The sequence below is a fragment of the uncultured Varibaculum sp. genome (assembly GCF_902489465.1).
Classification (GTDB): domain Bacteria; phylum Actinomycetota; class Actinomycetes; order Actinomycetales; family Actinomycetaceae; genus Varibaculum.
On sequence record NZ_CABTZZ010000015.1, the window covers coordinates 1 to 21337 of the forward strand.

A 21337-nucleotide genomic window follows, 5' to 3' on the forward strand; every position below is an offset into this window, starting at 1 on the left:
CCCCCCCCCCCCCCCCTTCCATATTTGCGGTGCCTACTGGGGTAGGGATTAAAGCAATCTTCGTTACGGCTGGATTTGCGCAGGAGCGCGAATCTATACCCTTCTCATTTTCTGGGGTGATAATTCTTAAAGCTCCGGCTGCTTAAGGAAATTAAAGTCCAGCTACTGCAGTTGTTTTCTGTGACAATCAGCAGTGTTTTTTAAAATACCCTTTGAAACGGCAGATACACGCTTGTATTATAAAAGTGTTAGGAAAGTGTCTGTTCCTTTTTTCTTCTTGCAGGCAGGTTTTCTCCCGAAAGCTCGTGTAGAGGAAAGGCACTAGTAGCAAGGTTTTGATGAGGAATATAAGAAAATGCATTTTAAGAGGATCCCCCAGTGGGTGCGCTCTGTTTTAGCAACTTTGGCAGGATTCGCAGTTGCTATCACTGGGTTGTCTTACGGGGTAAGTGCTTGGGCTGACGATGGTAATAATCCGGCAGGGGGGGGCACTAAAGCTCCAGGCGGTATTGCCACCCGCGAGGCGATTGAGTCTCCAGGTTCGGCCAAGAAAGGTGACTCCATAGTGGGGCTCACCGGTGTTCCCTATGGGGACAACATCGTCGGTATCAGTAAATATAAGCCGCTAAAAGGTATCCGCGTCTATGCGCAATGGTACGAAAAGAACGGCAAAGCCTATGTTGCCTCCCCGGTGTACACCACTACCTCTGGTGATGACGGCAAGTGGGGCATATCCATGCAGCCATTCCTCATGCCTAATGGCAAAGTAGCCAAGTTTGATGCTGACCCGAATCTTCCAGAAGGTGAAAAGTGGCGGGTTTGGTCCGATAACTGTCCCCAGAAAACTGATTTCTTCGGAGACGGTCGCGACAACGCTTGTTACCCAGATTTAGCGGTCGCCTATACTTACGGGAACGCTTCAATTTACCCGCAGTCGGTCACCTATGAAATTCAAGCGGGAACTAATATCGGAATCGGTCCTAACGTAGTAGAAACCGCTAAAATCTGGTATCAGGAAAAACCAAAGAACGATTTCATGCACCTTCAGGAGGGACAGGAAGGCTATAGCTCTTCTGAGGGAGTAAAAATAAAATCCCCCACCCCCAGCGGAACTGTAGATGGGCGGGTAATCTGGAATAACTTCCGAGATACCGGTACTAACTGGGAGGCTCCCGCCGTTGGGGCGTGGCTGGGGTACGATCCAAAGAAGGGCGATAATCCGGCTCCTAATATGGTGGTGAAAGCCACCTACCTATCCGATTATGCGGTTGCCAAGATTCACAGCGATGCTCCGAAGAGCGAAAAAATGAAGGACGCTGGAATGGAAGCCGATGGTAGCGGAAAAGTCCGCGGAGCCGGCTGGGACTGGAAGAAAGAAGCGGCTCTACAAGAATGGATTAAAGAGCAGATACAGGCTGAGGGCGCAGAAAAATGGTATGCCGAGACTGCTTGGGCTAAAACCAATAGCGATGGCGAATATGCGATTCAGTTCCGGGGAACCTGGGGTGAATCTTGGGACAAATGCGGATACGATTCAAAAGTAACTCCTGACAACACCTGTTTTCAGGGTGAAGGGGAAGTAAACCACGATAAAGCCAGCGAATATGGTTGGCATACTCTGGCTCCCACCTATGAAAAAGGCTCCTGGGTTAATACCCATGTCCTTCATATTGGTGACAAGAAGAACCCGAAGCATATTAACCGCGACTGGCTGTATGTCTCTGTACAGGATGTACCCGAGGGCGCGATAGCGGTCGGTCCCTATATGTACAACAACTTCACCGGTTGGGGTCAAGTTGATATGGCTAACCAAGGCGGTGGCTGGGTTCCCAATAGCTCTGGTGGCTGGGATACCCATGGCACTACGCTTTATAGCAACCAGTCGAATACCAATTTTGGTATCAGTGCGAACATGATTACTTTCGACGTTACGCCCTATGACGCTACTTCTAACTGGGCGAAACCTGGGGATACTGCGCACACCAATACCGGCGGACTGCCATACGAGGGGGCTTTAGCTACTTCCGGTAAATATAAGATTGTGTGGACTACGGATTACAATGCCGGTTCGAACTCGGTAGGAACAGTTCTTAAGGAGTGTGAACTTTCGGCAGCCGATGTCAATGGTCAAATCCCGGATTGTCCTTTCACCGTGCCTAGTGATTTAAAGGAAACCACTACCTATATCGCGGTAATGACTAAAGTTAATCCCGATGGAGTCGCGGTTTCGCAACCAATCGGCGTTGACGGGTTTACTGCCTACGTAACCGAACAGCCGACTTTCCCGTGGGGACAGGTTGGAAAACCGTATCCGGATGGTACTGATGTAACCGTTATCGAGGGCGAAAAAGCTACCGGTTCTCTGCCGGTTTTTGATCCAAAGAAGGTCGATGTCCAGTGGAATTTCACCACTGCGGATGGTAAACCGCTACCGGAAGGCTGGAAGGTTGAGAACACCACCAATAAAGATGGAGTGGTTGACGGCTGGAAACTGGTGGGTACTCCCACCAAGGCCGGTAATTATGATGTACGCATTTTAGCTACTGCCACCGGCACGATTAAAGCCGATAACAAGGATGCAAAAGATCAACAGTTCCAGCCATTGACAATCCCATTCGAGGACACTTTGTCGATCCTGGATTTGTCTCTTGCAAAAGATAAGTTCGCGGTGGATGCTAACAGCGATGATCAAACTACCTCTTTGAGCGTGGCCGGAATGCCCGACGGAGCTAAAGCCAAAGACTTTACGCTTAAGCAAGCGGTAGAGGGGATAACTCTCGCGCAAGACGGGACGGTAACTGTCACCAAACAGGCTGCAATTGGTAAACATACTCTGGAAGTTCAATACCAGGTTGAAGAGCAAGTTGACGGTAAAGCGGTTATTCGCATCGTGACCGACACTGTTGAGCTGGAGGTAACCCAGAAAGTCGATACCGATGCCGATGGTGATGGTGTCCCGGATGCTGCTGATAAGTGTGCTGGTACTCCTAAAGGCGCAAAGGTAGACAACGATGGCTGCTCGGCTGCGCCTTCTGTGGGTAAGGTTCCGGATATTACTGGTCAGGTTAATAAGGAAATCACTCCGGTGAATGTTCCGGTTGATAATCCTGGTAAAGCTAAGCTGACTGCTTGTAGCGCTGAGGGTTTGCCGGCTGGTTTGGCTATTGCTTTGAATGAGCAAAAAGACGGTTGCGTGATTACTGGTACCCCTAGTGAGGAAGCCAAGGATAAAGCGGTCACTGTTAAAGTCAGTTATGAGCCTGTTGATAAGACTGAGCAGCATGCGGGTGGAGATGTTACTGGCACTGCTGAAGCAACTATTAGCGCTGAAGCCGATGGCGATAATGATAATGTTCCTGATTCGAAGGATAAGTGTGCTGGTACTCCTAAAGGCGCAATAGTAGACAACGATGGCTGCTCGGCTGCGCCTTCTGTGGGTAAGGTTCCGGATATTACTGGTCAGGTTGGTAAGGAGATTTCTCCGGTGAATGTTCCGGTTGATAATCCTGGTAAAGCTAAGCTGACTGCTTGTAAGGCTGATGGTTTGCCGGCGGGTTTGGCTATTGCTTTGAATGAGCAAAAAGATGGTTGCGTGATTTCTGGTACTCCTAGTGAGGAGGCCAAGGATAAAGTGGTGACTGTTAAAGTCAGTTTCGAGCCGGTTGATAAGACTGACCAGCATGACGGCGGAGATGTTACTGGCACTGCTAAAGCAACTATTAGCGCTGAAGCCGATGGCGATAATGATGGGGTTGCTGATTCTAAGGATAAGTGTGTTGGTACTCCTGCGGGCGCTAAGGTTGATGCTAATGGTTGTGCGGTGAAGCCGACGGTTGGTACTCCGGTTGCTATTAGTGGGCAGAAGGGTAAGGAGATTAGTGAGGTAGTGGTGGTTCCGGTTGATAATCCGGGTATGGCTGCTGTTACTTGTAGTTCTGATTCTTTGCCTGCTGGTTTGAGTGTTAAGTACTCTGCGGAGAAGAAGGCTTGTGTTGTTAGTGGTACTCCTAGTGAGGAAGTTAAGGACAAAGCGGTTACTATTAATGTGAATTATGATCCGAAAGACGGTGATGACACTAGCAATCCTGCTGGTAGTATCCCGGTGAATACGACTGCTACTATTACTGATCCTGCTAAGGATTCTGATGGTGATGGGGTTCCGGATGCTGCTGATAAGTGTGCTGTTACTCCTGCGGGCGTTAAGGTTGATGCTAATGGTTGTGCGGTAGTTCCTGTTGTTGGTGATTTCAAGGTTAAGGGAATGGTTGGTAAGGCTATTTTTCCTGTGAGTGTGAAGGTTACTAATGATGGTAAAGCTACTGATTTGTCTTGTTCTGCTGATGAGCTGACGGCTGTTGGTCTGACCGTTAAGTTCGATGCGGCCTCTTCTGCTTGTGTTATTAGTGGTACTCCCACGAAGAGTATTGATAAGCAGGTGGATTTGACTGTTGGCTTTAAGCGTCCTGATGGGGCTAAAGAAGCTGGCACGGCCCGTAAGAGTGGCAGTGTCTATGTAGCTAAGGATGATGATGGTGACGGGGTTGCTGATCCGAAGGATCCGGCTAACCCGGTTGCTGGCGAGGACAAGTGTCCGGGAACTCCTAAAGGCGCAAAGGTAGACAACGATGGCTGCTCGGTACCGCCTACAGTAGGCAAGATTGATCCGATTGTAGGTGAAAAGGACACCCCGATTACCTCGGTTACTGTCCCGGTAGATAACCCCGGAAAGAGCAAACTTACTGCTTGCAAAGCCGAAGGACTGCCAGCAGGGCTAAGCATTGCCCTTAACAAAGAGGGGACAGCTTGCGTAATCAGTGGCACCCCCACCGAGATAGTTGATCCTGGTAAGGACGTGAACGTCACGGTCAGCTTTGAACCGGTAGATAAATCTGCCGACCACCCTGGTGGCGATATTCAAGGTAAGACCAGCGTAACTATCAAAGACAACCTGTCTGATGCTGATCGCTACAACCCGGCATACCCGGCAGTAACTGGGAAACCAGGCGAAAGCGTTAAAGCCTCGCAAACGGGAGATAAGAACATTCCCGATACCGCGCGGTACGTCCTCGGAGATGATGCTCCTGAAGGGGCAAGCATTGACGCTGAAACTGGGCAGGTTACGTTGAACATTCCTGATACCGCTAAGAACGGTGAGGAAATTACCGTGCCGGTGAAGGTGAACTATGCGGATAAATCGGTAGATAACGCTACCGTGACCGTTAAGGTTCGTACCGATAAAGATGGTGACGGTAAGCCGGATCCGGTTGATCCGGAGAACCCGCAGGCTGGGGATGATTCGTGTCCAGGAACTCCGGCTGCCGATAAAGATAAGGTAGACGAGTTCGGTTGTACTCTGGCTGACCGTTGGAATCCGTCCTATGCTGATGTCAATGGTCAGGTAGGTAAACCGGCGGTTTCTGCGGCTCCGGTCTTTGATGAGGTAACTACCAAAGATAAGGACGAGAAAGCTACGGCTCCCGAGGGAACCGTGTTTGCTTTGGGTAAGGACGCACCGGCGGGAGTCTCCATTGATGCTAAGACCGGGGTTATTACCTGGGATAAACCAGCTCAAGGAAACACCGAGATCCCGGTGGAAGTGACCTATAAGGATGGCACTACCGATAAGGTGACTGCTAAGTTCATGATTGCCCTACCAGGTGATGATGATGGTGACGGTGTTGCCGACGATAAAGACAAATGCGCCGGAACCCCGCAAGATGCCAAGGTAGACGAGAATGGATGCTCAGTGGCTCCCAGCTTGCCGGACGCTCCTAAGATTACCGGGGAAAAAGGTAAAGCCATCGACCCGGTTGATGTGCCGGTAAAGAATCCCGGTAAAACCAAGGTCACCGCTTGCCAAGCAACCGGATTACCTGCCGGTCTAACTATCGAATGGAACGAAGGTAAACAAGCCTGCGTAATCAGTGGTACCCCCACTGAAGAGGTAACCGACGGGAAAGTTACGATTACTGTCGATTACACTCCGCAAGATAAGACCGATCAGCATCCTGGCGGGAAAGCAAGTGGCGAAACCACTGTTACTATTACCGATCCTGCAAAAGACGGTGACGGTGACGGAGTAGCTGACAAACAGGACAAATGCGCTAACACCCCGAAAGGTGCCGCAGTCGATAAGAACGGTTGCGCTCTAGCGCCCAGCGTCCCGGTTATTCCCAACATTGAGGGGCAGAAAGACAAACCGCTAACCCCGGTGATTGTCCCGGTAGATAATCCTGGTAAAGCCACAATTACTAGCTGCAAAGCCGAGGGGCTACCTAAAGGCTTAAGCATTAAGTGGGACGAAAAACGCTCCGCTTGCGTGATTAGTGGTACGCCTACCGAGATAGTAACTGGACAAAAGGTAGCTATTTCGATTGACTACACTGCACCAGATGGAGCCAAGAAGCCCGGTAGCACCAAAGTTAAAACCAAGGTGACTATCCGGTCGGCTGCTCGTGAGCCGCAAGATGTGGTGCCCGGTTCGGGTCTACCAAAGACTGGTGCTCCCATCCTGGGATTGTCCCTGCTGGCATTGGCATTAACCATCGCCGGTATGGGCACTTTGACTGCCAGGCGCCGGCAAAGCTAAAGCGATACCAAACAGTTCTTTTCGGAGCTGTCATGGCAGCTAACAGCTGCGAGCACTGAAAAGAACTAGCGGTTCGCTAAAACTTCAAGGTGGGGTCGGAGATTTTTCTCCGACCCCACCTTTTTACTTACTGCTCTGTCTTTGCCAGCCTCCAGTAGCGGTTTATATCACGGCGCTAATACCGGGCTAATACCCCATCCCGTTCCCAGGAAGTAATTCTTTGAACTTGCGATTAAGCGTTGCAAATGTTGGGCAGTAGCCTACAAATGCAACATGCAAACTTTGCTACTTCGGTGGGAGAAGAAAGCTAGTTAGCCCCGCCCTCGGGCTGGGGAGGAGTAAAACGGTACTTGCCTTTTCCTTTGCCTTTTACTTTGCTGATTAGGGAGGCGGTCAGGAGTTTTCGCAAAAGTTCAGAGGCCGGGGAGGGGGTTATCCCCAATATCGCCGTTACCTGCGAACGCGAGAAAACGCCCTCATTCCCAAAGAAATCGTAGAGTTTTTGAGCGTGCCGAGCCGATACTGGACTAAGTCCTTTCCAGGTAATATCCTGATTTTCTAGTCCAATGTCCTGGTTTTCAGCCCCAATGTCCTGTTTTTAGGTAAAGTCACGTTGTCAGTGGAAGTAATGACCGGATGCTATTCAAACAGAGTTATTACAGCTAGACGCGATATCGTTAGGTCGCAAATCCAGGGTGTGGCTAAAATGGAGACTATGAGTGAACCGCTGATCCTGGGAATCGAGTCTACCTGTGACGAAACCGGTGTGGCGCTGGTGCGCGGGGGAAAACTATTAGCAGATTGTACTGCCACCTCGATGGATGAACATGCTCGTTACGGGGGAATCATTCCCGAAATTGCGTCCCGGGCGCACCTGGAATCTTTCCTGCCCACTTTGCAGGCTGCCTGTGAACAAGCAGGGGTAGCGTTAAGCGAGGTAGACGCGATTGCTTGTGCGGCTGGCCCGGGACTAGTGGGGTCGCTGACCGTAGGTATTTCGGCGGCTAAAGCCTTGGCGCTCGCCTTAGATAAACCGCTGTACGGCGTAAACCACGTAATCGGACACCTGGCGGTAGATGCCCTGGTAGGGGGGGAGTTCCATCCTCCTTTTATCGGGCTGATCTGCTCGGGTGGACACTCGAACCTGGTGCTGGTGCGCGACCTCGCCAGCGATATTACGGAACTAGGGGGCACGCTTGATGATGCCGCCGGGGAAGCTTTCGATAAAGTAGGGCGTCTACTGAATACACCCTATCCAGGAGGTCCGCACGTAGACCGCTTGGCGCAGGCGGGGGACAAGAAAGCTATCCGTTTCCCGCGGGGACTAGCAGCTGGTAAAGACAAAGAGCGTCACCGCTACGACTTCTCTTTCTCAGGTCTAAAAACCGCGGTTGCCCGCTATATCGAGGGGCTAGAGGCTGCCGGGGAAACTATTAAGCGGGAAAACATTTGTGCCGGATTCTCCGAAGCAGTAAATGATTCCCTGACCAAGAAAGCGGTACAAGCGGCTCAAGATTTTGATTGCCGGGAGATTGTAGTAGGAGGCGGTTTTTCCGCTAACTCGCGCCTGCGCGAACTCCTTGCCCAGCGCGCCGAATCGGCGGGGATTACCGTACGGATTCCTCCGATTCGGTTCTGTACCGACAATGGCGCTCAGATCGCTGCCCTAGGTGAGGCGCTAGTGAAAGCGGGAATGGCGCCCTCGCCGACAGATTTTGGCCCTGACTCTCAGATGGCGCTCACCCAGATTTACATGGCTCCGAGCCCCAGCGATGCGGAAAAACCAGCGACTAAAACCAGTATTGCCCAAGAAAAGCAGGTAGAAACGGAAAGCATCTATCGAAAGGTGAAAGAAAACATGGCGAAATCATTTGACCAGATGCGCCCGGAATTTGAAAAAGCTGCTGAAAAAGCCGCCGACCGGATTAAACCTTTAGTAGAACAGGGACGCGAATACGCGGAAGAAACCCTAGAGAAAGCGCGTCCCTACGTAGAGCAAGCGGTAGAAAAGTCTCGCCCCTACGTAGAGCAAGCGGCAGAAAAAAGCCGCGAGTATGCGGAAGAAACCCTAGAGAAAGCGCGTCCCTATATGGAACAGGCGGCGGAAAAAGGGCGTGAATACGCCGAGCAGGCAGTAGAAAAGGGACGCGAATACGCCAAGCAAGCACAGCAACGTCTACACGAGCGTTCGCAGGCGAAAAAGTCAGATCCGGATGAACCGTCCGTGACGGTCGAGCCGCCCGATGATGTGGAACCCCGCCGATAACCCTATAGGGGTTGAGCGGGCAGTCGGCAGAACGAGCCGGGCTATCGTCCTAAGGTTATCCCCGCTTCCTCTAACACTAGGCACCGGTGTGCTCCGCCTACCCGGGTTAGCGCTACGGTTATGGTGAGCGGAGTCCAGTCCCGCTGCTTTTTGGGCATTACTTTTTTGCGCCAGGTAGCAATATCGAGGGCGACTCCCCGCTTCAGGACATCCAAGCGGGTAGCCTGGCGGGAGCGTAAGTACGAGCTAACCATCTTGGTTTTTAAAGGCAGGTTTTCCACTATTTCGTAGCAGCGCAGTGCCGGGGTGTCTTTGCTGGTAGGAAGAGTTGTTCCGGTCAGGTAAGCGATTCCGCTAGATACTGGCGCAGCCTCTAAACGTTCGCAAATGTCAGGCAAGATTCCGGCGCGAATAATGGCAGGATCGGGATCGAAAAGATAGTTTCCCAAGTTTGCTGCCGCTTGAACCTGTACATGACTTTCTCCCGGATTGCGGGCACTAGCGCAGCGGTATTGTGTTACCCGGCCGCGGGAAATGATTAGTGCCGAGCGTCCGGCTCCTTCCGGAGCAAGGCCGGGCGAATAGAGGGCGCACTCCACCAGGTCGCCCGCTACGCTCACCCATTGGGCGTGGTAGCCAGCTGGCAGGTTAGCGAGATCAATACCTGGCGCTATTTTTACTGCTAGATAGGGTGCGCGTTTTCCCCATTCCAACACTGTCCCTAAGGGCGGGGACCAGGCGGCAGGGGAGAGGACGCGTCCGGTAGCGGTGCGGCGTGCCGGATCTACAAACAGGGCGGGCAGATTTTTCTGCGTGACAACCTGTTCGGCATTTGCACATAGAACTTGGGCTGCTGGCTGGTAAGCGAGGTTAATCGCCGCACAGGTGGCAGCCGCCGGGCTCTGGTCGACTGCGCGAAAATCTGGGCAGATGCGTGCCAGTTCCCGCGAGTCGGCACCAATCCCGCACCCCAGATCCATCAGGGTGGTGACGCCAGCGGCGGCAAAACGTTTAGCTCGCTGCATGGCCACATTTTTTCGGGTAGCCTGTTCGAGCCCGTCGCGGGTAAACAGACAGTTCCTGGCCTCCGCGCTCCCCATTTTTTCCTGGGCTTTGTCTCGTAGTTTCCATTGGGTTTGCAGGGAGGACACTAGATTCGCCGGGTGGCGCTTACGCAGGTGCTTTGCGATAGCAGCTGCTTCGGAGGGGTTTGGTGCGGGGTTTTCTTTTAAAAGCTGCCAACCGGTTTGGGTGGTAAGTGCTGCCACCATCGGATCCTCTACTGGTGGAAAATGCGCGATTAGCTGCCGCAGCTGCGGGTAACTTAGTAGCGGCTTGGCAGTAACCATAGTTTTCTCCCCTCTGACATTTTTAGTCTAACCGAGCTTGTATCCTGGTGGTTTCGCAATGTTAAAGGGGGCAAGAATCGGATTCGCCCAGGGCGTAAGCTAATTCTGGCACTCAGCTTGATTGAGTGCCAGAATACACTTAAGCTAAATAGTGCATTTGGAGTTACCAGACTCCAGACTGGCACCGGAAATCTGGCAACCCGCGACGTCAAAGTTCCGGTACTAAAACCGAAAAGTTTTTGGAAAAAGAAAGGGAGGTCTGCAGTGTCAGTCTCCATTAAGCCGTTAGAAGATCGCGTCGTGATTCAGCAGGCAGAAGCGGAACAAAAGACCGCTTCGGGTCTGGTTATCCCCGACGCTGCTAAAGAAAAGCCGCAGGAAGGTAAAGTAATCGCGGTGGGACCAGGTCGCGTTGATGACCAGGGTAACCGGGTTCCGATGGATGTTGCCGAGGGCGACAGCGTGATTTACTCCAAGTATGGCGGTACCGAGGTCAAGTACGGCGGGGAAGAATACTTGATTCTTTCCGCGCGCGACATTTTGGCAAAGGTTGAGCGTTAAGGATTAACGTGGCTGCGTGCTTTTCACGCAATTGAGCCATAAAGCAATTGGTGGGGTCGGAGAATTCCGACCCCACCTTTTGTCTACCCTTGTCGCTGTGTAAGGCAGTGTTGCGGTGGTAAAACGGCCGGGAACGAGAAAACTCGTCCCCGGCCGTTAAGGCTATTTAGCCCTTATTTGACGACGCTGAACTACTTTTCTTTCGGCGCCGGCAAAATCACGTCGCGTACCAGTTCCTGCAGGTCAGTATTGGACTTGAGGAACCCGCGTAGGGTACGCACCGTGGGTCCGAAGGTGTCGAACTCTTCGACGCCCATGCCATCTACTTCGTAGGCGCGGCGGAAATCTTCCACCTTCATCAAGGTTTCCATGATTTCGTCTGCTACCGGTTCTTCGAAGCGGGGCTCGTACTGGTAGTCGGACTCTTGGATCCGCTTGGACCAAGCAAAAGGCGGGGAAATCACGATGTCGCCACCGACTAGCTCGGTGTACTGCATGGTGTTACGGAAGGCCGCAACTAGCATGCGGGAACGCAAGCCCCGTTTTTCGAACTCGGCAGCAGCCTTCTTGACGGCAGCGATTCCGCCCCATTCGAGGTGTCCGGGGTTTAGCACCAGTTTGTCGCGGTTGGCGCAAATCTTCAGCCAGTCATCGAGACGGCCAACCATCAAGGTTACGACTGGACCCATCGTGGAGATGTCTTTGCCTTCAGCTTCGCGCCGTTTTAGACCGCGCTCAATGGCTTCCCCGGAGGCAACTGCCTGGGGAACGGAGAAGGATACGGTTACGTTCATGGATACGCCACGGTAGGTGGCGTCTTCGATAGCTTCAATCCCAGTCTTGGTGGCAGGTACTTTTACCACAATGTTGGGAGCCATTTCGGAGAACTCGACTGCCTGGTCGGCTAGCGCCTTGGCGTTGCGGTAGTTCGCCGGATCAGTCTGCACCGAGAGGCGACCGTTACGGCCATTGGAGGCTTCAAAGGCTGGTTCTAGCAGCTTAGCGGCCTCAATAGACATATCTTTAACAGCCTGCCAACCGATTTCGGATTCGGTGGCGGTGGGCATGCTCTCGGCAATCTTTTTGATGCGGGGAGCCCAGATGTCTAGGTGCTTAGAAATAGTCGTGTAAGCAATGGTTGGGTTGCAGGTCGCACCTACTCCGCCCCAAGAGATTGACTGGCGTAGTTCTTCCAGATCGGAAGAATCGTTCCACAATGCGGTCTTCGAATTCTTGGCTGCATCTAGCAGGGGACCGGGGGTCATCTTAATCTCGGTCATTGAGTCTCCTTAGTTCTTCAATGGACACCGCCTTCGGTGCCGGTTCCCTTCCAGGTTAAGGGGAAAAACCTAGAGCGTCAAGACTTTGACAGGACAATAGAGCAAAGAGGAAGTGAGCTTCGTCACTAAAGGCTGACGGTGAAGTGATATCGAGAGGCGCGATAAACGTGGTCTCCGATTTCAATGGGAACCCCGGACTGGTTGTAAGAGACGCGTCGCATACTCAAAATTGCAGCTCCGCGCGATTCTTGCAGGGTTTCCGCTTCCTCGCTGCTGGCTTTGCGGGCGGAAATGGTTTGCGAGGCGCTAACCACTTCGTGACCATGGCTACGCATTGCGTCATAAAGGCCACCTGAACGTAGTTCTTTTTCAGTGGGGGCTACTTCCGAGGGAAGATAGTTAGTCATAATCGCTAGCGGCTCACCGTTGGCCAGACGCAAGCGGACAACTTTGATAACTGTTTGCCCTTCTTCAAGGCGCAGCTCCTCTGCTATCTCTTTGCTAGGCTCGACCTCCTCATAAGAAATAACTTTGGTGGTGGGCTTTTGTCCCGAGTCTTTTAAATCGTCGTAGAGGGAAGAGAGTTTAACCTGACGGTGTATTTCTTTAGGGGCAACGATAGTGCCTACAGCGCGTTTGCGTACCACCAAGCGTAAATCAACTAGCGATTGCAGGGCGCGGCGGGCAGTAGGGCGCGATACTCCCAGGCGCGAGGCCATCGATAACTCATCTTCAAGTTTTGCTCCCGGCGGGATAGTGCCGTCTAGGATTAACTCCTTGATGGGTTCAGAAATCTGGTGGTACAGGGGAACGGGAGAGGAATGGTCGAGCTCAATATCAGTTACGTAGGTTTTGAGCGTTGCCATGGGGGAACTCCTTCCTAGGTGCGTTGAGGCTACAATAGCGCTTATTGTTATATGGCTATTACATTAATGTAGAATACACCCAAAATTAACGTTTGAGATCCCCTTTGTTAACGGTATGTAATTGATTTTTGTCACCCGCACTGTGATTCTAAGTCTCGAAATTTGAATTTCAGGCTTCCCCTCACTTCAGAACTTTGGTAGAATGTCATTACAAAGTGTTGCAAGTTTGCGATAGCCAGGCAAGCGGCGCTGACGAGGTAGTCGACAACGATGTAAAAAAGGGGATCGCTGGTATGAACAGTTTCAAGATGCCGGCCGTAGACGTGCTCACCATCGGGCGCTCAGGGATAGACATTTATCCGTTGCAGACCGGAGTAGGGCTAGAAAAAGTTGAACAATTTGGAAAATTCTTGGGTGGCAGTCCCATGAACGTCGCGGTAGCAGCCGCAAAGCTGCGCCATTCTTCCGCGATTATCACCGGAGTGGGCAAAGATCCTTTCGGTGAATTTGTGCGTTCCGAGATGCGGTCTTTGGGGGTGTATGACACCTATGTGGTGGATAATCCCAACTTTGCCACTCCGGTAACGTTTTGCGAGATTTTCCCGCCCGACGATTTCCCTCTCTATTTCTACCGGGAGCCCTCGACCCCTGACCTGGAGCTAACGGAAGCAGATATTCCTGAGGATGCCGTGAAAAATGCCAGAATATTTTGGATTTCCGTTACCGGTCTATCCGAAGAACCCTCGCGCAGTGCCCACCATCACGCCCTCGATCTGCGGGATTTGTCAGAGGCAGGCAAATGGACTATCGCCGACCTGGATTACCGGTCTACTTTCTGGAGCGATGAAGAAACCGCTCACCGCGAAGTGGAACGAATGTTAGAGAAAGTTTCGGTAGCGGTTGGCAATAAAGAAGAATGCCGTATCGCAGTCGGAGAAACCGAGCCGGATCGCGCCGCCGACGCCCTCCTGGAGCGGGGAGTAGAGATCGCAGTCGTTAAGCAAGGACCCCTGGGAACCCTATGTAAGACCCGGGAAGAGCGGATTGAAGTCCCCGTAACCCCGGTGAAAGTCACTAACGGCCTGGGCGCGGGTGATTCATTTGGAGGATCGCTCTGTCACGGATTGCTCTCGGGCTGGGAGCTACCACAGATTATTTCGGCGGCCTCCACCGCCGGGGCAATTGTAAGCTCCCGACTAGAATGCTCCACGGCGATGCCTTCGGAACCGGAAATCTTAGACATGATCGCCAAGAACCCGCAGTCCGCTCCGATTGTTACTAAGAGGTAGGACGATGGGACAGCTAATCTCAAAACTGGCAGAAATCCGTACCTTTGAACCGGAACGGATAGCGAAAACTCTGCAAAACCGTCCTCGTCCCAGCCTGAAAGAAGCGTTGCAAGGAAAAGACGGTAAACCGGAAAAACTGATGGTTATCGCCTGCGATCACCCGGCACGCGGGGCGCTGGCAGCCGGAGATGATCCCTCCGCGATGGCCGACCGGGAAGAATTGCTGGCGCGCTGCGTTGAAGCGCTTTCGCGACCGGGAGTAAACGGTTTCTTGGGAACCGCCGATATGATCGAGGACTTGGCGCTGCTGGGCGCCCTCGATAATAAAGTCGTCTTCGGATCCATGAACCGCGCCGGACTAGCGGGGGCTACTTTTGGAATGGATGACCGTTTCAACTGCTATGATGCCCAGGGCGTGAAAGACGCCGGGTTGGCCGGGGGAAAAATGCTGACCCGGATCAACTATGCAGATTCCGGCACCGTCTCTACCTTGCAGGCGAGCGCCCGCGCCATCGATGAACTGGCAGAGCGCAAACTCATGGCGATGGTTGAGCCGTTTATTTCGGAAGGCCCGGCTGAAAAGGTTAGCAACGTCCTCACCCCGGAAGCTGTTATCAAGTCAATGGCGATTGCAGCCGGGCTGGGGCGTACCAGTGCCTATACCTGGCTGAAACTTCCGTGCGTTGCCGAGATGGAACGCGTCATGGAAGCTACTACACTTCCCTCTTTGATCCTAGGGGGAGAAGTATCTAAGGATCCCGATGCCGCTAGGGAGTCATGGGGTAAAGCTTTGCGGCTGCCCAATGTCTTAGGGCTGGTTATCGGTCGTTCACTATTATTCCCGGCCGGCGGCGACGTGGCGCAGGCCGTAGACGAGACGGTAGGTTTGCTATGAGTGATAACGAAAACTATTTATTCCGCGACGGTCAGTTAAAAAATGGCCAGTTCGAATTGGATTTAACCCCGGAAAAAGCCGGTTGGGAGTTCTCGGGACTGAAAGTCTTGAATCTGCCGGCGGGAGCCAGCCAAGAGGTCACCTCCGGTAACTCCGAACTGCTGGTTTTACCGCTCGAGGGCGGCTGCACGGTTGAGGTTGGCAGTGAAACTTTCGAAATCAAAGGCCGCAAAGATATCTGGAGTGAAATCACCGATTACCTGTACGTACCGATTAACACCACCTTTACGGTGAGCAGCGAAAAAGGCGGACGGTTCGCGCTACCCAGCTCGGTAGCCAAGAACGAAAAACCGCTGCGCTACTGTCCCCAGGATGAAGTCATCTCCATGATTCGCGGTAAGGGCGACTGCACCCGGGAAGTCCACAACTACACGATGGGTAATCCGGTAGACGTCGACCACGTGCTAGTCACCGAAGTGATTACCCCCGGTGGCAACTGGTCTTCCTATCCTCCTCATAAACATGATGAACATTCCGAAACTGAACGGATTTTGGAAGAAATCTACTACTACCAGGTAAAACCAGCCGCAAACGGAACTACTGGGATGGCGCTGCAGCGGATCTACCCCTCTAAAGGACACACTATTGATGTGTGCGCCGAGGTACACAGCGGGGACGTAGTAGTAATGCCGCACGGTTGGCACGGCCCTTCCGTAGCCGCGCCCGGATACCACCTGTACTATTTGAATGTAATGGCCGGCCCGGCTGAGGACGCTACCTGGTTGGTAACTATTGATCCCGACTATGTCTGGCTCACCGAAGATTGGGGTGGCGGCGAAGCCGATCCCCGTCTGCCCATGACCAACGCCACCATCAAGGAGGACTAAGGATGGCAAAATTTGAGACCGTTCGCCTAACTACCGCGCAGGCGACAATTCGCTTCTTAATCAACCAATACTCCGAGCGTGACGGCAAAGAATACCGTCTGATCCCGGGTACGTTCGGGATTTTCGGACACGGAAACGTGTGTGGTATCGGTCAGGCGCTGCTACAAAACGAACTAGATTCCACCCCCGATGGGGGAGTAATGGAATACTACATGCCGCGTAACGAGCAGGGCGCAGTCCATGCGGCCGCGGCTTTCGCTAAAGCCAAGAACCGCTTGCAGACGCTCGCGGTTACCACTTCGATTGGTCCGGGCGCCTTGAATATGGTGACTGGCGCCGCGCTGGCAACCACTAACCGGGTGCCGGTATTGCTGCTGCCCTCGGATCAGTTCGCTACCCGCTACCCGGATCCGGTGCTCCAGCAGTTAGAGGATCCGCGTTCTTTGGACGTAACGGTTAATGATGCTTTCCGCTGCGTATCGCGTTTCTTTGACCGGATTAACCGTCCCGAACAGCTAATGCCGTCTTTGATGAACGCCATGCGGGTTCTCACCGACCCGGCAGAAACCGGAGCCGTAGTGCTGGCAATGCCGCAAGACGTACAGGCCGAGGCCTTCGATTGGCCGGTAGAAATGTTTGAAAAGCGGGTTTGGCATGTGCGCCGTCCCGCAGTATCTGAAACCGAGATGGCGCGGGCAGCCGCGATTATTAAGTCGGCGAAGCGACCCTTAATTGTTTCCGGTGGGGGCACGATCTATGCGGAAGCCTCCCAGGAACTGCGCGATTTGGCGAGCGCTACCGGAATCCCGGTCTCTGATACCCAGGCAGGTAAGGGCGCCATTAACTTTGACCATGAATGCGCCGTCGGGGGCGTCGGCTCTACCGGTGCTAATAGCGCGAACCATTTGGCGGATAAAGCAGATGTGGTGATCGGGGTGGGCACTCGCTACTCGGACTTCACTACTGCTTCCCACACCCAGTTCAAGAACCCGGATGTGCGGTTCGTAAACATCAACGTGAAAGCCTTCGATGCGGCTAAACATGCGGGTGAAATGGTGGTGGCTGACGCCAAGTTGGCGCTGGCTGCTTTGAAAGAAGCACTCGGAGATTACCGAGTCTGTGAAGATTACAGCCGCGAGATTGCCAGCGAGCGTGAGGACTGGTTTGAAAAGACCGCCGAATGTTACGGTGCCCATGATCAAGAGTTGCCGGCGCAAACCGAGGTATTCGGGGCGCTTAACGACATGATGGGCGACAACGATGTGGTGATTAACGCCGCCGGGTCGATGCCGGGTGATTTGCAGTGCCTGTGGCAAGCGAAGACCCCGGTACAATACCACGTCGAGTACGCCTTTAGCTGCATGGGATACGAGATTCCCGCGGCTATGGGAGTCAAGATGGCGTTGCCGGATTCGGAAGTGGTGGCAATCGTTGGGGACGGAACCTACCAGATGCTACCGATGGAACTGGCCACCGTGGTGCAAGAAAACATCAAGGTTATCTATGTTTTGTTGCAAAACTACGGGTTCTCGTCGATTGGTTCGCTTTCGGAGTCTCACGGCTCTCAGCGTTTCGGAACTCGCTACCGGATGGGTGATGGCAATCCCCATAACGAGGACGGGGAGCTACTGCCGGTAGATATCGCCAAGAACGCGGAATCTTGGGGAATTAAAGTGCTGAAAGTGCACACTATCGAAGAGTTCCGGGATGCCTATCGCCAGGCGGAGAAATCTGAACAGGCAGTGATGATTCATATCGAGACTAACCTGTTTGGTCCGAACCCGCCGAACTGTTCCTACTGGGACGTGGTAGTGCCGGAGGTTTCTCGCATCGAATCCACGCAGCAGGCTCGGAAAGAATACGAGGAAGCGCTGATGGATCAGCGTCACTACTGGAAGCAGTAGCCAATAGTATCTGGCAAATCTAATAGTGAATGAGTCGGGCTAACGCCCGAAAAAGTTCCGGGGCGGGGAGCCTTTGGGGATAACTCCCGAAACTCCCCGTCCCGGGAGTTTTTTATGAGGAGGGTTTATAGCCCCTATCGGGGCTGGTATCTATTTATCAAGTTCAGTCAGCCTAAAGATGTGCTTTCGCAGCGCTATGGCTCCAGGAACCCTGCGGTTCGCTGGGCAAAGAAATCTTCTAAGGTTTGGGAATAATACTTGGTTAGGTGGTCGTGATCCATATAGACGTAAAGATTTCCTACTAGGGGACTGCACGCGTCGTTGGGACATATCTGGGGCGATAAATCCACGAAATGGAAACCAGGGTTTTCTACAGGCAGGCCGTTAAGAGTCTTCGAATATACCTGTCCATAGGGGACGCCACAGGACTGGGGATTAGGGGCAGAAACTGCGCACTCATAGATATTTTGAGAAAAATTGGGGGTGTCGCGCATCCCGATTACCTCTATCCCCTTTGCCAGGAACTCGGAGACTACATCGATGTGACCAGGTAATACTTGATCGGAGCTACCGGGTTGCGTAAGCGTGGAGACCATAATCACCGCATCGGGCTTTGCCTTATTTAACGCCCAATCTAATCCGGCTTGTACCCATTTTTTGCAGGTATCGTCATGGCCGTTGAAGTCACGTGAGATCTTACAGCCACCCATTAGTAGTGCGGCTAAATTCCAGTTGCGTTTCTCTGCCGTTTTTTGGATAGCGGGCAGATACTGCTCGGCATGGGAATCACCGAATACCAGGACATTAGGGCCACCAGTTGCTTGTTGGTGAAGCTGACGACAAGAGTTGTTATGACCGGCTGCCTCACCAAAATCTGGTGCCCCAGCAAATGCGCTGTCACATTGGTACGGCAGGCTTGCCCACTGTTTATCTAGCTCTCCAGGAGCGGGCAAGGGATCTTCTTTAAAACTGCTGGACGGATTTTTCTGTAGGAGGATTCGCGCGCCGGGGTGACTAGAAATAGTGACGTGCTTCGCGGGAGAGATTCGCTTGTTTATCTGCCAAGAGGCGGTAGCAATGCCACCTGCACCTACCGCCAAAGCCAAGATAATAACGCTGACTTTATGCAGCCAGCTCTTATTGAATAGTTTCAGTGAACGTACCGGGTTATCAACTAGCTCGGTTAGTAGGACTGCTAGCCCTAAGGAAACTAGGAAGAGGAATCCGCCCTCGAAAAGCGAAAGGTTAGCCTGCTGACGCGCTCCCATATAAACCGCGAAGATTGGCCAGTGTACCAGGTAAAGGGCGTAGGAATTATCCCCGATATATACCAAAGGACGGCAAGACAACAGCCGTGCCGAGGTGGACTTCGAATCACTGCGAACAAATAGCATTACTAGGCATGCTGCGACTATGGGCAGGATGCAGATGGGACCGGGGTAGGTGCCCACGGAGAGCAGGCCGAAAACCACGATGATTGCGATGGAGATCCACCCCAGGGCGTCGTGCCATTTGGATCTGGCTTTAACCCTGTTCATAGCGAGAGCCGCTAAAACTCCGATCGCGAACTCCCAAAATCGAATGCGAGTGTCGAAATAGTATTGCGAAGCGGTACCGTCGAAAAACTTTACTAGTAACCAGCCAAAGGAGACGAGGGCGGCGAGAGAAAAAACAGTGAAAATTCCTTCGCGGACGGAGATATTTAATTTGCGACAAAGCAGTGCAGTTACCGCGAAAACTACCGGGAAGATCAAGAAAATTTGTCCTTGGACTGCGATGCACCACATATGCATTAGCGGAGAAGACAGGGAATGGTCGGCAGCAAAATAGTCGACTAACTCTGACTGTAAATACCAGTTTTGGTAGTAAAACAAGGATGGCCAGGACTGGTTGATAATCTCCATCCACCTGGTTTTCGGCAGATATTTAATCGTGAGGGCAATCGCCAACAGGATGGTGATTACCAGGGGCGGTAGCAGGCGGCGGAATGTTTGAATCCAGCGTTTGATTACAGAGTAGCTTTTGCCGGCATCGGATCCGCGAATAAAGGAATCTGCTAAGAGGAAAGCGGAAACCATAATGAATACATCCACCCCGATGGGGGAGCCAACCTGCCAGGCGTGGAACACTATGATTTGCAAGGCGCAGAGGGCGCGCAATCCTTGAATTTCGGGGCGGAAGCGCCGCTTTTTAGAGGCAGTCGGGACTAGTGGGGAGCTCATTGCGGTGTTCTTTCGGTAGGTTAGCTTCCTAAGGATGCTATTGCAGCACGCGAAATATATGCAATCTACTGTCACATAAAAACGGCCTGGGTGAAGTCCATCCTCACCCAAGCCGGTAGTTTATTTATTTTTATATATTTAGGCGAAAGACTGTGACTTTTCGTCTAGGGTAGCAATCGCTGCTGCCGGTAGGCTCAGGTTGGTGGAAGCCACCAGATCCTTTAGCTGCTGGGGATTACGTGCGGAGGCAATCGGGGCAGCTACGCCCTTGGCGCGCAGCCAGGCGAGCGAGACTGCAGTGGGGGTAGATTCGAGTTCCTCAGCCACCTTCACCAGGGCATCTACCAGTGCGAAAGATTCGGGACGATTGTATTCCGATAAGAAATCGCTGCGATCCTTGCCGGCCAGATCTTCTGCTTTACGGTATTTTCCAGTGAGGAAACCGGAAGCCAGCGAGAAGTAAGTGAACTCGGCAACCCCGAACTCACTGCAAATAGGCCGGTAGTTTTCTTCAAACTCTTTACGGTAGAGCAGGTTGTATTGATTTTGGATCGCGACCGGTGCTGACAGGTTCTCCTCTTTAGCGACCTGGAACCATTCGCGCATCCGGGCAGGGGAGAAGTTCGACATGGCCACGTAACGGATCTTGCCCGCTTTTACCAGCGCATCGAACGCCCTCGCCATCTCGATGGAAGGAGTCTTATTATCATCGAAATGCGCGTAATACAGATCGATATAGTCGGTCTGTAGCCGTTTGAGGGAAGCCTCGCAGGCAGCCTGAATATTTGCGGGGGACAGACCGGGAAAATCGGGGTGTTGGCTAACCTTAGTAGCGATAACAACCTGGTCACGTGCTTTGCGCTCGCGCAGCCATTCGCCAATTACGGTCTCGGATTCTCCGCCTTTTAACCCTTCGCCCCAGGCAGAATAAACATCGGCAGTATCAATGAAGTTCCCGCCTGCTTCCCGGTACGCATCTATTACCGCAAAGGAATTATCCTGATTGCTGGTCCAACCGAAAGTGTTACCCCCTAGAGCCAGTTCAAAAACGGAAATTTCCGTGCCCTTAACCTGGTACATTATCTCCTCCAAAGTAATTGTACTGTCAATTGGTATGATACTAGATTCGCAAAGTTCAGGGCGGAGGAAGAAATACACAACTTCTTAGCTACTGCAGCTACCTTTTATATCTGTCTAAGAAATTCACTTTTCAGGCTAGTCTGACTCCA

Annotated in this window: 12 protein-coding genes and 1 pseudogene; 7 read left to right on the top strand and 6 right to left on the bottom strand. The window is 52.6% G+C overall.

Annotated features, from left to right (window positions below):
• The first annotated feature begins 355 nt into the window (after window positions 1–355).
• Window positions 356–6589 (top strand): Rib/alpha-like domain-containing protein, encoded by a 6234-nt coding sequence (locus RDM26_RS04300; protein ID WP_307737788.1) that lies wholly within the window; start codon window positions 356–358, stop codon window positions 6587–6589.
• 307 nt (window positions 6590–6896) lie between these two features.
• On the opposite strand, the gene RDM26_RS04305 is transcribed toward RDM26_RS04300, so the two are convergent.
• Window positions 6897–7031 (bottom strand): hypothetical protein, encoded by a 135-nt coding sequence (locus tag RDM26_RS04305; protein ID WP_307737789.1) that lies wholly within the window; start codon window positions 7029–7031, stop codon window positions 6897–6899.
• A 273-nt stretch (window positions 7032–7304) separates the two neighbouring features.
• On the opposite strand from RDM26_RS04305, the pseudogene tsaD reads away from it, so the two are divergent.
• Window positions 7305–8351, top strand: a pseudogene (gene tsaD / locus RDM26_RS04310) (tRNA (adenosine(37)-N6)-threonylcarbamoyltransferase complex transferase subunit TsaD); the annotation flags it as partial.
• Between the two features lie 545 nt (window positions 8352–8896).
• Here tsaD and RDM26_RS04315 read toward each other — a convergent pair.
• Window positions 8897–10204: a class I SAM-dependent methyltransferase gene (locus RDM26_RS04315; RefSeq protein WP_307737790.1), complete on the bottom strand. Its 1308-nt coding sequence runs from the start codon at window positions 10202–10204 to the stop codon at window positions 8897–8899.
• 264 nt (window positions 10205–10468) lie between these two features.
• On the opposite strand from RDM26_RS04315, the gene groES reads away from it, so the two are divergent.
• Entirely contained in the window at window positions 10469–10765 is a 297-nt protein-coding gene (gene groES / locus RDM26_RS04320) for a co-chaperone GroES (protein ID WP_022864743.1), read from the top strand.
• Window positions 10766–10956: 191 nt separating this feature from the next.
• Here groES and RDM26_RS04325 read toward each other — a convergent pair whose 3' ends face one another.
• Together RDM26_RS04325 and RDM26_RS04330 are read right to left on the bottom strand one after the other, a co-directional pair.
• On the bottom strand, window positions 10957–12045 hold the full coding sequence (locus RDM26_RS04325; protein ID WP_307737791.1) for a transaldolase family protein: 1089 nt from the start codon (window positions 12043–12045) through the stop codon (window positions 10957–10959).
• A 125-nt stretch (window positions 12046–12170) separates the two neighbouring features.
• Window positions 12171–12911, bottom strand: a complete 741-nt coding sequence (locus tag RDM26_RS04330; protein WP_307737792.1) for a UTRA domain-containing protein — start codon at window positions 12909–12911, stop codon at window positions 12171–12173.
• 293 nt (window positions 12912–13204) lie between these two features.
• On the opposite strand from RDM26_RS04330, the gene iolC reads away from it, so the two are divergent.
• The 4 genes from iolC to iolD are packed head-to-tail and all read left to right on the top strand — an operon-like array spanning window position 13205 to window position 17886.
• Window positions 13205–14200 carry a 5-dehydro-2-deoxygluconokinase gene (gene iolC / locus RDM26_RS04335; protein ID WP_307737819.1) on the top strand — a complete coding sequence of 332 codons (996 nt, stop codon included), beginning with the start codon at window positions 13205–13207 and terminating at the stop codon, window positions 14198–14200.
• Window positions 14201–14204: 4 nt separating this feature from the next.
• Window positions 14205–15095, top strand: coding sequence for a deoxyribose-phosphate aldolase (locus RDM26_RS04340; protein ID WP_307737793.1), 891 nt, complete (start codon window positions 14205–14207; stop codon window positions 15093–15095).
• Window positions 15092–15982: a 5-deoxy-glucuronate isomerase gene (iolB, locus tag RDM26_RS04345; protein ID WP_307737794.1), complete on the top strand. Its 891-nt coding sequence runs from the start codon at window positions 15092–15094 to the stop codon at window positions 15980–15982. Before RDM26_RS04340 ends, iolB begins: the two co-directional genes overlap by 4 nt.
• Before the next feature lie 2 nt (window positions 15983–15984).
• Window positions 15985–17886, top strand: coding sequence for a 3D-(3,5/4)-trihydroxycyclohexane-1,2-dione acylhydrolase (decyclizing) (gene iolD / locus RDM26_RS04350; protein ID WP_307737795.1), 1902 nt, complete (start codon window positions 15985–15987; stop codon window positions 17884–17886).
• A 194-nt stretch (window positions 17887–18080) separates the two neighbouring features.
• On the opposite strand, the gene RDM26_RS04355 is transcribed toward iolD, so the two are convergent.
• Complete coding sequence (locus RDM26_RS04355) at window positions 18081–20108, bottom strand: SGNH hydrolase domain-containing protein (RefSeq protein ID WP_307737796.1); 2028 nt, start codon at window positions 20106–20108, stop codon at window positions 18081–18083.
• 138 nt (window positions 20109–20246) lie between these two features.
• Window positions 20247–21188 carry an aldo/keto reductase gene (locus RDM26_RS04360; RefSeq protein WP_307737797.1) on the bottom strand — a complete coding sequence of 314 codons (942 nt, stop codon included), beginning with the start codon at window positions 21186–21188 and terminating at the stop codon, window positions 20247–20249.
• Window positions 21189–21337: the final 149 nt, after the last annotated feature.